Source organism: Paenibacillus sp. Leaf72 (assembly GCF_001422685.1).
Taxonomy (GTDB): Bacteria; Bacillota; Bacilli; order Paenibacillales; family Paenibacillaceae; genus Pristimantibacillus.
The window spans coordinates 158,530-174,813 of record NZ_LMLV01000030.1; the positions used below are offsets into that span (position 1 = coordinate 158,530).

Consider the following 16,284-nt stretch of genomic DNA (forward strand, 5'->3'; position numbering starts at 1 on the left):
GCGTTTTTGTGTTCTTGCCTCTAAAGCAGCATTTCACACTTCAGACACCTCGACCGATATTTGTATAATATAGTCGTTCGGATTTTTTACCGAAAGGTAGCTGAGCACTTCTACCGCATACGCATTTCCGCATATGGACAAGCCGTTACTTTCCATATATTTTTTTATTATAGCGTACGTTTCGGACATCGTTTCATAAGATCCTCGATGATTCATGACAACATAAAGCCCTTTGGGTTTGATAATTATTCGATCTCCTACTATCGGAGCTTTTAGCTTATTGGCAATGAAGTCCCCATAATAATCGCCTGATTCAAAATGATCCTTGCCTAAAATAGTCCCTATCGGAAACTCGGTTTCAATCAAGTGATTTTCACAGTAGCTGCGATGTTCATTTAATTTGTGAGCAAACTCCTTGTCACCATCGCCCTGTTCCAGTTGAGTGACAATAAAATATTCCTCATCACCTTCCGCCACTGACGGTCCCTCTTGAAGTACTCCTGCAGCTTGCTCCGACATTTCGATGGCGCCTTTCAAAAGTCTTTGCATCCTTTGTATTCTAATCTGTTCCATCTCTAGTTCATGCAGTTTCTGTTCGAGCAGTTCTATGAACAGAGGAGTGTTCTGATTCTGAATAAACCCTTTGATTTCCTGTAGGGAGCTCCCCGCTTTTTTCAGTACATTGATAATATCCAGTACGTAACATTGCTGAACGGAGTAATAACGATAACCTTTTGAGTTTACATATTCTGGTTTTAAAAGCCCGATCTCATCATAATGAAACAGGGTATGTTTGGTAACCCCGCAAGTTTTGGCAAATTCGCTGGTCGTAAGATATAAGCTGCGGCTCTCGGACATCGTTCATTCCTCCGTTATAAGCTAACAAAATGAATCAACCATCAACCCTATTGTAGCCTAACAATTTAGGCTTGACTATGGGGTAACCCGATACTTTAGTGTTTGAAGCAAGTTAACTTGTATTCATGGAGGAATAACATGTCTAAATTCAAACGTTGGTTGGTTCTGGTTATCGTTTCAAGCGCACTTTTACTTATTGTGATGGATATGACCATCCTGTATACGGCATTGCCCAGCTTAACCCACGATCTCGGTGCGTCCGCTTCGGAAAAATTGTGGATTTTGAATGGCTATTCGCTCGTTATGGCGGGCCTGCTTCCTGCAATGGGAACGTTAGGCGACCGCTGGGGGCATAAAAAAATCTTTTCTGCCGGCTTGCTCGTCTTTACTGCAGCTTCATTACTTGCCGCTTTTTCTCCCGCTCCCTATGTGCTAGTGGCGGGACGGGTTCTGCTTGCCATCGGAGCATCCATGATGATGCCTGCCACATTGTCGATTATCAGAATTACCTTTACAGATGGACGCGAGCTTGGATTGGCAATCGGCATTTGGGGCTCTGTTGCTTCTGGAGGTGCAGGGCTAGGTCCCATCGTAGGTGGACTTCTTCTGGAGCATTTCTGGTGGGGTTCAGTGTTTTTAATTAACCTTCCTATTGCCATTATTGCACTTGTATTGACACTGCTATATGTGCCAAATCATCCGGGCAATAAAGAAAAGAAGTGGGATTTAATTAGTTCGATTCAAATTATGATAGCGATGGTAGCGATTATCTATTCCATTAAGGAGTTTGCTCGGCGCGAAGGGTCGCTGACTTTTGCGGTCATAGGGGCTGTTATCGGCATCGTGGCTTTAATCATCTTTATTCGTCGGCAAAATAGAAATGAAAATCCACTTATTGATCTTTCGCTATTTAAAATAAATGGTTTCTCGGCTGCATTTATTACGGCTTTGGTAGGTACATTTGCGCAGATGGGGGTTCAGTATATGGTGACCCAGCGTCTTCAACTGGTGGAAGGCCTGAGTCCGCTTCTAGCGGGGCTGTATACGTTAAGCATACCGCTAGCAGCACTCATTGCTGGTCCGCTGACTGGATCGATTCTGCATCGCTATGATGTCATTCGTATTAAGAGCGCCGCCCTTCTAATCGCGGCACTGGGAATGGGTGTGTATCTTCTGCAATTTGATTCGGGCATTGCCGGGCAGATTGTTGGACTGGCTCTCCTTGGTGCAGGCCTAGGAGCAGGGATGACAGCAGCATCGCATTCTATTATGAGCTATGCTCCCCCTGAGAAAGCGGGTATGGCTGCATCGATTGAGGAAGTAGCCTATGAGATGGGCGGAGCGTCGGGTATTGCGATCATCGGAAGTATGTCAGGCCTTGTATACACTTTGACTATGAAAATCCCTGCTGGACTCCAAGTTCCAGGTAATGTGAAAGACAGTTTGGATGAAGCGCTTCTAGTTGCAGAAGGATTGCCTGCACAGGCTGCCGAGGCGCTAAAAGCAGCAGGCCGTGCTGCTTTTGATCAGTCCTTTTTCACGATTATTGCGGGTGTTACCTTATTTTTAGTGGCAGCTTCGGTAAGCGTTGGTTTGACAAGAACGCGTTCTAAGAAAAGAAGCTCCGCTCGGTCCTGATCCGGTTAAGCAGCAAGGCATGGTTATTAATTGGGACGAGGGGAGGGTTCGTAGATGATTAATCAAATAATAGTGATTGTATGCATGTTAGGCGGGATCGCCTATTTCATTCTTGCAGGCAGAAACATCATTAAAGAAGACAGCAAGCAGCATGATTTGCTGCTTGAAAAGTTAAAGCAAAGGGACGAGGAACGGATGAGGGTTGGTAGAAATTTGGTCGAGGAATAGATGAAAACCAAGAAAAGAGGTCGGAAAAATAAAATTTTAATCGGAAATGCAAATTTTCCATGCAAATAGACTATTCAAACTGTAATCTTTTGTGTTACAATACGATTTAATCGAATATGAATCTTCAGGGCAGGGTGCAATTCCCTACCGGCGGTAAGGATGCGTTCGGAGCATCCAGAGCCCGCGACTCCTAGCTGCTTGCAGCCGGGACTGATCTGGTGAGAATCCAGAGCCGACGGTATAGTCCGGACGGGAGAAGATCAGAACCAGCTTGTTAAATGACATTCATTTATCAGGTTTGTTGATGATGCCCTTGTCAGTTTACTGACAGGGGCATTGTTTCTTTTTCATAGTGAAAAGAAGGTTCAATTCAAAACTTTCTCAGGAGGTTTTTGAATTGCAGAACACATTAGAGCTGGCTAGCGAGAAAGCGGGCTGGCGAACATCACGCATTGCAGGCATTAACGGGATATGGTATGTGGCGCTTGGCGCGACACTTTGGGGTCTTGACCCGCTGTTCCGTATTTTATTGCTCAAAAGCTTTACCTCGGCGCAAATTGTATTTATTGAGCATATTTTGCTCGCTTTTTACGCAGTCCCCGTATTGTTTAAATTCCGCCGTACATTAGTCGGCAAGCTGTCAATTGGCGTCATTGGGGCGCTGCTGTTCATTTCCTGGGGCGGCTCAGCTGTAGCGACGGTGTTGTTCACCGCAGCCTTCTCGCATGGCAGCGCGAATGCGGTGCTCCTGCTTCAGAAGCTCCAGCCGTTATTTGCGATTTTGCTCGCCAGAGTTTTGCTGAAGGAAAAGCTGCCGCGGAAGTTTTTCGTCTTTTTGCTGGCGGCGCTCGCAGGCACCTATTTGCTGACCTTCGGGTTCGGCTCGCCGTTAGTTGGCCTGCATGATCTTGCTTTGCTCAGCTGCCTGTTCTCGATCATCGCGGCGGCATTGTGGGGCGGTTCGACCGTCATGGGCAAATATTTGCTGCAAAAGAAATTGTCCTTTTCCATTGTGACGTCCCTCAGGTTTCTGCTTGCCCTGCCGCTGCTCAGCGTTATTTTGCTGGCAAGCGGCGACGCGTGGAGCCTCAATGCTGAGGGCAGCCAATTGTCGCTGATTGCCGTCAATTTATTGTTTCAAGCCTTTTTCCCAGGCTTAATCAGCATGCTTCTGTATTACAAAGGGCTTTCCTCAACTAAAGCTGTATACGCGACGCTTGCTGAGCTTTCCTTCCCTGCCGTCGGCGTATTGATTAACTGGCTCGTATTTGGCCAGACGCTGACGTTAGGGCAGCTTAGCGGCTTCCTGCTCATTTGGCTGACCTTATGGCTTATGAGCCGCAGCAGCAATGAACAGGCTGTTCAGCAGCCACAAGCTGCCGCTTAAATCCAGCACATTCATAGCCCCCTTCATTCCCAATGTCTTCATCGTATATCGTTGCTTCGTGCACCATATACTGTTTAGAGGGGAATGAAAGGGGTTGGCTTTTTTATGGAACTATTCACCGTTACGCTGCCTTCCAAGCTTCAATCTACGGCAGCTGGATTAGCGGCCTTAATGGCGCAATATACGAATGAGGATCTACATATTGAAGCAGCATCACAGGGGCGTTTGGTGCAGTTCGAGCTGCAGCCTGCGGGCAGCATTATGTGCCAGTCGGCAACGCCTTATTTTCAACTGAATAAGCATGGAGAAATGCTGTACCACAGTGCAGCCAAAGCGCTTGCTGAATTTGTTGTAACCAATTTGGAATCGGAAATGCTCATCAGCATCATTAAGAAAAAATATCAGGGCGGCCATTCCACGGACATCTCCGTTATCGAAAAATATTGCAGCCAGCTGATGCAGGATACCGATCTGGATGGCTTGAATGCCAAGTTTCTGGATGCGGACAGAAAGCGCCGCAAGCTTAAGGTAGCCGAGGAAATCGAACTGTATTTAAGTGAAAATACACAGCTCGACCTTGGCGGTATCGCCACCTTCAGACTTCATGGATATCGTCACGAGCTAGGCGATATTGTGGAATATGCCTTGGATGAATATGTGCTGGATAAGCAATATCAGGAGTTTATTTCGCTGCTCAAATATTTTGTTGGGCTGCAGCAATCGAAGGTCGCCATGGTCCATTTGGTTCATAAAGGCAACCATGAATTTATTTTGTATAATGACAAATTTCAATTGTTTGAGCCGAAGCCGCATTCCGATCGCTTGGTAGCCGAAATGCTGGAAACGGAAATGAACATTGAGGATATGGTCATCAGCTCGCTAATTGCTGCATCACCGAAGCAAATTGTCGTTCATACGCAGCAGGTCGATATGCAGGTCATTCGGACGATTGAAACGATTTTTGACAACCGGGTGTCGGTGTGCAATGATTGCGTGTTGTGCTCCCACGCAATGGGGGAATGGAATGATGGTGTTACTCAGCCTTAAAATAAATCAGTAATATGAATCAGCATTATGAACTAGCCAAATAAACTAGCTGCAGGCTCGCCGATCAACGGCGAGTTTTTTTCACTTCCTACATAAAAAATACAAAAATGTGTATTACACTATGACATAGAACTGTACTTAAAATCGGGAAGAAGGTAGCCGCATGACGACCGTACTCGTAGTAGATGACGATCCGCATATCCGCCAGCTGCTCCGTTTGTATTTGGAGGATGAAGGCATGGAGATTATAGAGCAAGGCAACGGAGCGGACGCATGGGATTATTTTTGCAATCATCCGGTTGATCTCATTATTCTGGACATTATGATGCCGAAGATGGATGGCTGGGAGCTTTGCCGCCGGGTGCGGGAAGCGGGGGACAAGCCGATTATGATGATTACCGCCAAAGGGGAGGCGCCGGAGCGAATTAAAGGCTTTCGGCTGGGCACCGACGATTATATGGTGAAGCCTTTTGACCCGATGGAGCTGGTCATGCGGGTGAAGGCGCTGCTGAAGCGGTACCGGATTTCAATCTCGCAAATCGTCAGGCTTGGCCAAGTGACGCTCGATAAAACAAGCTATCAAATCCGCTATAAGGATACGGGCTCAAGTGAGTCCATACCGCTCAAGGAATTTGAGCTGCTGTTTTTGCTGGCAAGCTATCCGGGCAAGCTGTTCAAGCGCGATGCGTTAATTGAGCAAATATGGGGCTACGATTACAAGGGCGACGAGCGGGCGGTGGATACGCATGTTAAACGTCTGAGGGAGCGTTTTGCCGCGTATGATCAGGATTTTAAAATCGTGACGATCTGGGGGCTTGGCTACCGGTTGGAGGTATACCGTGATTAAATCGCTGTATGTCCGCTTAATTTTGGTGTTTGTTGCATCGGTTTTGGCGAGCGTCGTTTTAAGCTTTTTCATGACCCATTTTTTATTTAGCTACAAGCTTCGTACCTACGTACAGGACAATTTAATCGCCAGCGGCAAAACGATAATTGAATCTTACAAACACTCTTATCCGAACAATTTGGATGCTTTAATGGAGGGGATTACTGCGCTGCCGATTTTTACCTTTATCGTTTATGACGAACAAGGCATACCGCTTCATGAAACCGATAAGGTTGCCAATCATAAGCTGCACGTAGAGGGGGAAAGTCTGCGCAGCGTGCTGAACGGCGGCGTTTACCGGGGCGGAATGGATAAAGATTATGACCGGCTCGTCGTAGGGCTTCCTTTTCAAATTGAAGGACATGCTTATGCCTTGTTTATAAAGCCTGAAACGAATGGCGTTGCCAATCTGGCTTTCGGCTATTTCCGCATGCAGCTTATTTTGGTGCTATTAGTCGGAACGCTTCTAGTTATCGTCACCTCCCGTTATATGGTGCGGCCTTTGAAGCATTTAACCTTGGCTACGCGCAAAATGGCAAAAGGCGATTTCAGCATCAGGCTTGCTACGAAACGCAAGGATGAGATCGGCGAGCTGACAGCAAGCTTCAATCAGATGGCGCAGGAGCTCGATTCGCTGGAGCGGGTGAGAAGGCAGTTCGTCTCGGACGTTTCTCATGAAATCCAGTCTCCGCTTACTTCGATTAAAGGCTTCACAATGGCGCTTAAGCAGAAAAAAATGGATGAGGAAAGCCGTCTCCGCCTGCTCACCATTATCGAGGAGGAAAGCGACCGCCTTTCCCGGCTGACACAGGATTTGCTCAAGCTGTCCGCGCTCGAGCAGGACCAAATTCAGCCGAATATGAGCCAATATCGCTTGGATGAGCAGCTTAAAGATGTCATGATTGCCAGCGAGCCGCTTTGGTTTTACAAGAACATTCAGCTCGATTTGGACCTGGAGCCCGTAACGATTTCGGCTGATGAAGATAAGCTGAGCCAGCTTTGGACGAACCTGCTGAGCAATGCGATTAAGTTCACTGGAGCTGGAGGCGTCATTGCGATTAACTTGTCGGTAAGCCAGCATAGCGTGACCGTGTCGGTTGCCGACAGTGGAGTGGGCATTCCGGAGGAGGAGCTACACCATATTTTCAAACCCTTTTATAAAATAGATCAAGCCCGCGAGCGTGCCGTTGGCGGAAATGGCATCGGCCTCTCGATCGTTAAGCGGATTGTCGAGCTCCATGCGGGGGAAATCAGGGTAGAGAGTACAGTGGGCAAAGGGACGACGATGACCGTTGTGCTGCCGCTCGCTCCACCAGATAAATCCAATTAGGGCAGACGGCGGCCCTGTACATAATTAGTACAAAATTACTCGTTATGATGAAGGAGGTTATACAGCGAGAGGAGAGATACACAGTGAATCGATTGACCAAATTTAGTTTGAAAAATAGCGTTGCCGTCATTTTATTATGCGCTTTGGTGCTAGGGTATGGCTTGTATGCCTCCACGCAAATTAAGCAGCAGACGTTTCCGGATTTGGATTTCCCGGCCGTATTCGTGCAGGCGGTTCAGCCCGGCGCCTCAACGGAGGAAATCGAGTCGGACGTTGCAAAGCCGATTGAAGACAATTTGAAGCGCGTGCAGGGCTATGAGTCGCTAACGAGCACCTCTTCTGAAAATGCAGCCAGCATTTTTATCCAGTTTCCCTTCGGCACCGACATGGACAAAAAATACAGCGAAGTTGAAGCTGAGGTGAACAAGCTGAAGCTGGCTGATAATGCGAGTGTAACGGTGCAGCGCTTGTCGGCAAATAGCCAGCCTATTTATCAAGCGGCTGTATTTGCTGCCGAAGGAGATTCGGCAAAGCTGGCTGATGAGCTGCAAAACAGCGTCGTTCCTGAGCTGCAAAAGCTAGCCGGAGTAGGAAACGTAACACTGAAGGGCGGTACGTCAAATGAGCTAAGCATTGTTGTAGATAAAAATAAAGCGGCGCAGCATGGCATTACGCTTAGCTCCATCCGCACGGTGCTTCAGTCGCTAGATTACGCCCTGCCACTGGGCTCGGTGTCGCAGGAGGAGACGGTCATACCGATCAGGCTGACCGGCAGCCTAGACAGCTTGAAGCAGCTTGAAGCGCTGAAGCTGACGGCAACGACTGGCGGCGGAGCCGCAGGTTCTGCAACAGGCAGTGCGAGTAGAGCGGGTGCAGGTGGCGTGGAGGGCAATCCAGGCGGAGCGGGTGCAGGTGCTATGCAGGGCAATGCAGGCAATCAAGCCGCTGCTGGCAGTGCCGCAGGTTCTGCATCAGGAAACGCTGTAGGCGCAGGAGCATCAAATGGTTCTGTAGCTTCAGGCGGCGTGGGTGCCGCAGCCGCTATCACGCTTGGTGATATTGCCGACATTAAGACGGTATCTGAGCAAAATGAAATTACCCGCTTTAATGGCGAGCCGAGCTTTGTAATTTCGATTCAGAAGACGCAGGATGCCAACACGGCGGATGTGTCTGACAATGTGAGCGAGCTGCTCAGCACTTATCAAGGCAAAGGCGAGCTGGACTATCATGTCATCGTTGACCAAGGGCAGGAAATTAAAGAATCCGTATCCGGCCTCATTCGTGAAGGGTTGTATGGCACATTGTTTTGCGTGCTCATTATTTTCCTGTTTTTGCGCAATGTAAGGGCGACGATTATTTCGATTTTGTCGCTGCCGATTTCTATTTTTGCCACGATTGCGATTATGGATCAAATGGGCTATACGCTTAACATTATGACGCTGGGCGGCATCGCCGTGTCCGTCGGACGGATCGTCGATGACAGCATCGTCGTTATTGAAAATATATATAGATGGCGGCAGGAAAAAGGCGAGAAAATGAGCGGCAAGGAGCTGGCCTACCAAGCAACCCGCGAAGTGATCGGGGCGGTAGCCTCATCCACGGCGGCGACAATCGTCGTTTTCGCACCACTCGCTTTTGTCAGTGGGATCATTGGACAGTTTTTCCGTCCGTTTTCGATTGCTGTCGTTCTCTCCATTACGATCTCGCTATTGGTTTCGATGATGCTGATTCCTGTGCTGGGCGGCCGCTTTTTCAGAAGCGTGAAGCCGCATACGAAGGAAAGCAGACTTTCGAACGGTTTTGAAAAAATCATCCGCAGCGCTCTAAAGCGCAAAGCGCTCGTATTAGGATCAGCTGTTGTGCTGCTAATAGGCTCGCTAGGGATGATACCTTTAATCGGCGTTGCTTTTCTGCCGACTAGTGCGACTCCGAGCTTAGCTATTGATGTTGCATTGCCAGCGCAAAGCAGCTTGACGCAGACAGACGAAGTCAGCGGCAAGGTGGAGGCCTATTTAAGTAAGCTGGAAAACGTAGAGAGCTATGAGGTCTCCGTTGGCGGTGCGGGGGCAAACCCGCTGCAGTCCAGCGGCGGCAATAATAAAGCGACTATTACGGTCCAATTTGCTGAAGGAAGCGATATGGCGCAATTGACTTCGAAGCTGCAGACCGAGCTGCCGGCAGTCGTCACTGCGAAGCAGGCAGGGACAACGCTCAATATTAAAGCAGGCGAACAGCAGGGGCCGCCATCGGGAAACAATATTGATGTCAGCATTTATGCGGACAGTTCGGACAAGCTGGCGCAAACTGCCCTTCAAGTTGAAAATCTAATGAAGGAAAGCAGCGATTTAAAGGATATTACAAACAATATGGATGAGGTAACGCCAAAATGGGTCGTTTCCCTTAACCAAAGCGGAATCGATGCCAATATTAGCCCTTATCTCATTATGCAATTGACCGGCGAGCAGCTGCGACCAGTCGATGCTGGCACTTACAAAATCGATAATAAGGAACAAGCGATAACCTTATCTTATAAACAGCAAATTGCCACAAAGCAGGAGCTGGAAAATATCCAGATTCCTACTGCAGCGGGCATAAAGAAGTTGAAGGATATCGCAGACATTACGGAGCAGAAAGCTTGGATCAAGGTCAGCCACGATGATGGCAAAATGTATGCCCTTGTCAGTGGAACGGTGAAGGATGACAGTGCGGTATCAGCCGTTACAAAGCTCGTGCAGGCGGATATTTATAGTCTGACGCTGCCTTCTGGAGTAGAGCTTAAGGTCGGCGGCGGGCTGCAAATGATCAATGACGGCTTCTCAAGCCTCGGTATCGCTATGGCGGCAGCGATAGGCCTTGTATTTATTATTATGAGCATGACATTCGGTGGTTTGCGGACTCCGCTTATTATTTTAGCCTCGCTGGTGTTTATTCCGATTGGCTCACTCAGCGCTTTGCTTCTGTCAGGGCAAGCCCTGTCTATGAGCGGCATGATTGGCATGCTGATGCTGGTCGGCATCGTCGTCACCAATGCGGTCGTGCTGCTTGATCGGGTGGAGAAAAATCGCAAAGCAGGCATACCGATTACCGAAGCAATCGTGGAGGCGGCAAGAACAAGGCTAAGACCGATTCTAATGACGGCTTTTGCGACAATGCTTGCGCTTGTACCGCTTGCATTATCGGGCTCCTCGACTAGCCTCATTTCAGGTGGCCTTGCGATCACGGTTATTGGCGGGCTGTTCAGCTCAACGCTGCTCACTCTGATCGTCATGCCAGTCATTTATGAAATGGTGTGGAAAAAGCACAAGGTTAATGAAGCAGATATATTCAATGACTAGGAATGAGGAAGAGGGAGTGAAACCAATGAATGGACGTAAAGGAAGAAGATTTATGATGTGGGGCGTATTTGCTGTACTGATGCTTGGGGCTGCTTTTGCTGAGGTGCCGACGCGGCAGGGCAGCGAGGTAGCGCTGATGCCGCTCTTCCTCATTTTGCTTACGATCAGCGTGTACCGGATCGTTCGCGTACGCCGCCGCAGCATATATAAAGGAAAAGGCTTGTCGTGAGCGCAGCGGGATAAAAGGGGCTTATGGCAATGTATGTCTTAACTCTTGACCTGCTTGCTATTGAGGACTATAATTATGCTGATATATGCTGAAAAGCAATGAAAAAGCAATGATAAAGACATGTATTTACACGTTCAACTGGCCCAGAGAGAGGAAACAAGGCTGCAATTTCCTTCCAGATAAATGTAAATATACCCCTTTGTAGCTGTATAGCCGAACAGGCTTCCATTTGTGAAGCGCCATTAAGCTGTACCGGAAATCTCCGTTACCAGATAAATTAAGGATTGGCTGCTGCCGGGATGAAATACGCTGATTAGCGTTAGGCGAGCAATCGAATTAGGGTGGAACCACGAGCTTACAAGCACTCGTCCCTTCGCGGGATGCGTGCTTTTTTTGCGTTCAGAACGCAGCAGCTTGGAAGCTTAGCGAATGGAAAGGATGATAACAATGGCGATTAAAGTAACTTTGCCGGATGGCGCAATAAGGGAATATGTTGCAGGAACAACAATTGAAGAGGTGGCTGGCTCGATCAGCAGCGGACTGCGCAAAAATGCAATCGCAGGTAAAATTGACGGAAAAACCGTTGATGTTTATACACCTATTAATGAAGATGCAAAGGTTGAAATCGTCACTTTGGATTCAGCTGACGGGCTGGAAGTTTACCGTCACAGCACAGCGCATTTGATGGCTCAAGCGATCAAGCGCCTGTATGCTGATGTAGAGCTTAAGCTCGGTATTGGCCCCGTTATTGAGGATGGCTTCTACTATGATATCGATATGGAACAGTCGATCACGCCGGAAGATTTGGTTAAAATCGAGAAGGAAATGGATAAAATTGTCCAGCAAAATCTCGATATCCGCCGCCGCGTCGTCAGCCGTGATGAAGCGATTGCCGTATTTACCGATATTGGCGATACGCTCAAGCTGGAGCTGATCCGCGACCTTCCTGTGGAAGCGGAAATTACCATTTACGATCAAGGCGAATTTTTCGACCTCTGCCGTGGGCCTCACCTTCCGTCTACAGGACGGATTAAAGCATTCAAGCTGCTCAGCGTAGCAGGCGCTTACTGGCGCGGTGATTCCAAAAATAAAATGCTTCAGCGTATTTACGGAACAGCGTTTCCGAAAAAAGCGCAGCTCGATGAGCATCTCCACTTCCTAGAGGAAGCGAAAAAACGCGATCACCGCAAGCTGGGACGCGAGCTGAAAATGTTCACATTCTCGCGCGAGGTTGGTCAAGGCTTGCCGCTATGGCTGCCGAATGGCGCGAAAGTTCGCCGTACATTGGAGCGCTACATCGTGGATATGGAAGAGCGTCTGGGCTATGAGCATGTTTATACGCCTGTTCTGGCAAACGTAGAGCTGTACAAAACATCCGGCCACTGGGAGCATTACAGCGAGGATATGTTTCCGAAGATGGTGCTGGATAACGAAGAGCTCGTGCTTCGCCCTATGAACTGCCCGCATCATATGATGGTTTTCAAAAGCGATATGAGAAGCTACCGCGACTTGCCGGTGCGTATTGCCGAAATGGGTACGATGCACCGCTATGAAATGTCCGGAGCCTTGACTGGCTTGCACCGCGTTCGCGCGATGACGCTGAATGACGCACATATTTTCTGCCGTCCGGACCAAATCAAGGAAGAATTCGCGCGTGTGGTCAACCTCATCCGCAAAGTATATGAAGATTTTGGCATTAAGGAATACCGTTTCCGTTTATCGTACCGTGATCCGCAGGATACCGAGAAATATTTCCAAAATGATGAAATGTGGGAAATGTCGCAGCGTATGCTTCGCGAAGTTGTCGAGGAGCTTGACCTGCCATTTTTCGAGGCAGAAGGCGAAGCAGCTTTCTACGGTCCGAAGCTGGACGTTCAGATCAAAACCGCCCTGGGCAAAGAAGAGACGCTTTCCACAGCTCAGCTGGACTTCCTGCTTCCAGAGCGCTTCGAGCTGGAATACATCGGCGAAGATGGCAAGAAGCACCGTCCAGTCGTTATTCACCGCGGCATCATCAGCACAATGGAGCGCATGACGGCATTCCTGCTGGAGAATTTTGCTGGCGCTTTGCCGCTATGGCTGTCGCCGATTCAAGCGAAGGTTATTCCAGTGTCCACTGTATATGAGCAATATGCGCGTGAAGTGGCTGAGAAGCTGCAGGAAGCGGGCATTCGTGTAGAAAGCGACCTTCGCAATGAGAAGCTCGGCTACAAAATTCGCGAGGCGCAAATTGAGAAAGTTCCTTATATGCTCGTAGTTGGCGAGAACGAAATGCAAGCAGGCTCGGTCTCAATCCGCAAGCGCGGCGAAGGCGATATCGGGGCAAAATCGATTGCCGAGACAGCGGAAATGTTAGAGCAAGAGATCAAAACAAAAGCGTTATAAGAGCAGCTAACAGCAGCTCGTCTGCATAAAGCTTGTACCACTTGGGTAATCTTCTTCAGAGGAGGAAGTGCCCAAATGGTTACAAGCTTTTTTCATTATAAAAAAATGCTGCTCGCAATTGCGGCGCTCGTATTGCTTGCGATCTGTTTCAAGCCTTTCCCGGGCAAGACGATGAATCAGGAAGCCCCGCTGCAGCATATGCCCGTCATTGTCGCACCTGAATCGGTTAAGCTGACAGCGGCATTAGTTCACGAAGAACGTACTGAAACCGTCAAGCAGCAGCTAACGCCGCAAAAACCGGCATATGATAAAGTGAAGGTCGTTGCAACGGGCTACACAGCCGGAATAGAATCGACAGGAAAGCGGCCTGGCCATCCGAGCTATGGCATTACGTATTCAGGCGTGAAGGTTCGCCGGGATATGGTTTCCACGATTGCAGCTGATCCGAAGCTGTTTCCGATTGGTTCTCTGCTTTATATTCCCGGATACGGGTATGGCGTCGTCGCAGATACAGGATCGGCTATTAAAGGCAGCCGAATCGATTTGTATTTCGAGACGACGGCGGATGTATTCAAGCAGTGGGGCAAACGCACAGTGGAGGTTGAAGTCATTCGCAAAGGCAGCGGGAAGCTGTCTCAGGCTTGGCTAAATAAGATCAACAAGGCCGCGGAGGCAGGAAAAGGCTTGCCTGAGGCTTATCTGGAATCGTAACAACAGCATGCATATTAGAACCTTAACCCGCCATACTAACATGGACGGGGAGGTGAAAAACCAACATGGCCAAGAACAAAAACAATAAAGCAGCTCAATCGAACCAAAAGCTGAATACCGAGTTTGCAGAAGAATTTGGACAAAATAATGAAACGAGCAACACAGCCGCTAAATCGACACAAAAAAAGCAGAAGTAACAGGCTGTCCCAATAAAGAAGTGAGAAAAGGAGCCGCTACGGCTCCTTTTCTCTAACCTGGCGGCTAGGCATAGAAATAAGGAGATAAAAAACAGTTTTCAAACGAACCTGTTTTATTGTATGATTACGGTGTAACGAATAATCACATGATAAGACAGGTGAACTCTCATGACTGATCCTATAACATTCACAAACTATTCGGCTTCCGAGCATCGCAGAGCTGCTGAGGTGCTTCCGTTCATTGACGCTTATATCGGCAAGAAGGAACAGGAAATTATCGAAATCGAGCAAATGGTTGAGCGTTACGAGAAGCGCCGTCTCAAGGAAGAGCGGGCTTATCAATCGATGTCTGCTTTCAGGCGCATGTTGTCAGGGAAGAAGCCGGATCATCATTTGGCCGTGGAGCATATCCATTTCGTTCGCAAGCCGATGGAGAAAGTTCGTGCGCTAAAGCTTGAAATTGAAAATGTACGTAAGATACAGAACAGCTCAGCTCCAACGGATATGGTCACTGTTCCCTTCGAGCTGGCGAATGATTTGCTATAAGACATAGAAGAGAAGCTTCATTCCTTTCAAATAAAACAAAACCTCCACATTTCCGGATGCATGGCATCGCTGGAATGTGGAGGTTTTTTGTTAAACTTATATAGCTATGAATTGCCGCTCTTCAGGTGGTCTACATCAAGAAAATCCGTATCGTAGCTGTAAGCGGGAACGCCGTGAATGCCTACATCAAGACCAATTAGCTCCTCGTCTTTGGAGACGCGTACCGGCATGATTTTGCGAATGAGCCATAATACGGCCCATGTGAAGACAAAGCCCCATACAGATACGGTGACGAGGCCAAGTGCTTGTACACCAAGCAGCTTCAAGCCGCCGCCATAAAATAAGCCGTAATAGCCTTGTCCGACCTCGCTAGCGAGCTCTGGCTTGGCAAATAATCCGAGTGCCAGCGTACCAATGCTGCCGCTAATGCCGTGTACGGCGAAGGCGCCGACGGGATCATCGATTTTTTTGCTCTCCATGTATTCGGTTGCGAGAACCATCATAATGCCGCAAAGCGCGCCGATGAAGATTGCAGCGCCGTCCGAGACGAAAGCGCAGCCAGCGGTAATGCCGACAAGTCCAGCTAGCGAGCCGTTAATAACCATCGGAGGATCAGCTTTTTTATAACGAAACATCGTAAACAATATGCAGGTGGCTCCGCCCGCTGCAGCGGACAGCATCGTCGTTACGGCGATATGCCCGATCGATGTGTTCGTGGCGCTCAGCGTACTTCCGGCATTAAAGCCGAACCAGCCGAACCAAAGGATGAAGGCGCCAACGGATGCGAGCGGCAAATTGGATGGCGAAACGATGTTCACCTTGCCATCCGGGCTGAACTTGCCAATGCGGGGCCCGACGAAAATCGCAGCAGCCAGAGCGGCAAATCCACCGAGGGCATGGATAACAGCTGAACCGGCGAAGTCGATCATGCCAAGCTTGCCAAGCCAGCCGCCGGTTGACCATACCCAGTGGCCCGCTAGCGGATAAATGAGTCCGGTCATGGCGATCGTCAGCAAAATGTAGGCACGGAAGTGGATGCGTTCAGCCACGGCCCCGGATACGATGGAGATGACCGCGATAACGAACGCGCATTGGAACAGCCAATACGTTTCATGGGAAATATTAAGTACAATATGAGAAAGGTCGCCGCTTAGCAGGAAGCCGCTGGTGCCAAGCAGGCCGCCTACATCTTTGCCGTACATAATAGCGAAGCCAAAAAAATAAAAAACGAGAGCTCCGAATGCGATATCAACGAACACTTTCATAATGATGCTGACGGCATTTTTCTGGCGGACGAAACCTGCCTCCAGCAGCGCAAAGCCGCCCTCCATCAGCAAAATCATAGCCGCTGTCAAGACAACCCAGATTGTATCGAGACCTCTCGACAGTTCTGACAACTCCATTGTGTAGGCCAACCCCTTATAATCAGATATAAAATGATGTTACATTGCTAATTCGTTGATCATTATAATGATTTCGAGTTAACAATGTCAACGCTTTTATGTAA

Annotated in this window: 14 protein-coding genes and 1 riboswitch; of the genes, 12 read left to right on the forward strand and 2 right to left on the reverse strand. The window is 48.6% G+C overall.

All coding sequences use genetic code 11. The features are described from left to right. Positions 1-33: 33 nt before the first annotated feature. The gene (locus ASF12_RS21970; protein WP_056039534.1) at positions 34-858 is read right to left on the reverse strand and encodes a MerR family transcriptional regulator; all 825 of its coding nucleotides are present in this window, start codon (positions 856-858) and stop codon (positions 34-36) included. A gap of 138 nt (positions 859-996) precedes the next feature. Here ASF12_RS21970 and ASF12_RS21975 point away from each other — a divergent pair, with 138 nt between their 5' ends. The 12 genes from ASF12_RS21975 to ASF12_RS22020 all read left to right on the forward strand — a co-directional run bounded on the left by ASF12_RS21975 (position 997) and on the right by ASF12_RS22020 (position 14,777). Further along, positions 997-2,496: an MFS transporter gene (locus tag ASF12_RS21975; protein WP_056039539.1), complete on the forward strand. Its 1,500-nt coding sequence runs from the start codon at positions 997-999 to the stop codon at positions 2,494-2,496. Positions 2,497-2,550: 54 nt separating this feature from the next. Next, positions 2,551-2,724: a hypothetical protein gene (locus ASF12_RS34675; protein WP_155973374.1), complete on the forward strand. Its 174-nt coding sequence runs from the start codon at positions 2,551-2,553 to the stop codon at positions 2,722-2,724. A gap of 116 nt (positions 2,725-2,840) precedes the next feature. Next, positions 2,841-2,989, forward strand: a riboswitch (FMN riboswitch). A 132-nt stretch (positions 2,990-3,121) separates the two neighbouring features. Then, a complete protein-coding gene (locus ASF12_RS21980) occupies positions 3,122-4,111 on the forward strand; it encodes a DMT family transporter (RefSeq protein WP_056039542.1) in 990 nt (329 codons plus the stop codon). Positions 4,112-4,216: 105 nt separating this feature from the next. Beyond that, positions 4,217-5,158 (forward strand): putative sporulation protein YtxC, encoded by a 942-nt coding sequence (locus ASF12_RS21985; RefSeq protein ID WP_063892634.1) that lies wholly within the window; start codon positions 4,217-4,219, stop codon positions 5,156-5,158. 163 nt (positions 5,159-5,321) lie between these two features. Next, positions 5,322-6,005 (forward strand): response regulator transcription factor, encoded by a 684-nt coding sequence (locus tag ASF12_RS21990; RefSeq protein ID WP_056039549.1) that lies wholly within the window; start codon positions 5,322-5,324, stop codon positions 6,003-6,005. Beyond that, positions 5,998-7,374: a HAMP domain-containing sensor histidine kinase gene (locus ASF12_RS21995; RefSeq protein WP_056039552.1), complete on the forward strand. Its 1,377-nt coding sequence runs from the start codon at positions 5,998-6,000 to the stop codon at positions 7,372-7,374. The genes ASF12_RS21990 and ASF12_RS21995 overlap by 8 nt, the downstream gene beginning before the upstream one ends. 83 nt (positions 7,375-7,457) lie before the next feature. Then, entirely contained in the window at positions 7,458-10,709 is a 3,252-nt protein-coding gene (locus ASF12_RS22000; RefSeq protein ID WP_056039554.1) for an efflux RND transporter permease subunit, read from the forward strand. 25 nt (positions 10,710-10,734) lie between these two features. Further along, positions 10,735-10,938 carry a hypothetical protein gene (locus ASF12_RS22005; RefSeq protein ID WP_056039559.1) on the forward strand — a complete coding sequence of 68 codons (204 nt, stop codon included), beginning with the start codon at positions 10,735-10,737 and terminating at the stop codon, positions 10,936-10,938. A gap of 447 nt (positions 10,939-11,385) precedes the next feature. After that, complete coding sequence (gene thrS / locus ASF12_RS22010; protein WP_056039563.1) at positions 11,386-13,323, forward strand: threonine--tRNA ligase; 1,938 nt, start codon at positions 11,386-11,388, stop codon at positions 13,321-13,323. 75 nt (positions 13,324-13,398) lie between these two features. Then, complete coding sequence (locus tag ASF12_RS36360) at positions 13,399-14,034, forward strand: 3D domain-containing protein (protein ID WP_056039567.1); 636 nt, start codon at positions 13,399-13,401, stop codon at positions 14,032-14,034. Between the two features lie 65 nt (positions 14,035-14,099). Next, on the forward strand, positions 14,100-14,231 hold the full coding sequence (locus tag ASF12_RS36200) for a hypothetical protein (RefSeq protein WP_268795458.1): 132 nt from the start codon (positions 14,100-14,102) through the stop codon (positions 14,229-14,231). A gap of 168 nt (positions 14,232-14,399) precedes the next feature. Beyond that, positions 14,400-14,777 (forward strand): hypothetical protein, encoded by a 378-nt coding sequence (locus tag ASF12_RS22020; RefSeq protein WP_056039570.1) that lies wholly within the window; start codon positions 14,400-14,402, stop codon positions 14,775-14,777. A gap of 104 nt (positions 14,778-14,881) precedes the next feature. On the opposite strand, the gene ASF12_RS22025 is transcribed toward ASF12_RS22020, so the two are convergent. After that, positions 14,882-16,180: an ammonium transporter gene (locus ASF12_RS22025; RefSeq protein ID WP_056039574.1), complete on the reverse strand. Its 1,299-nt coding sequence runs from the start codon at positions 16,178-16,180 to the stop codon at positions 14,882-14,884. Positions 16,181-16,284 lie beyond the last annotated feature (104 nt).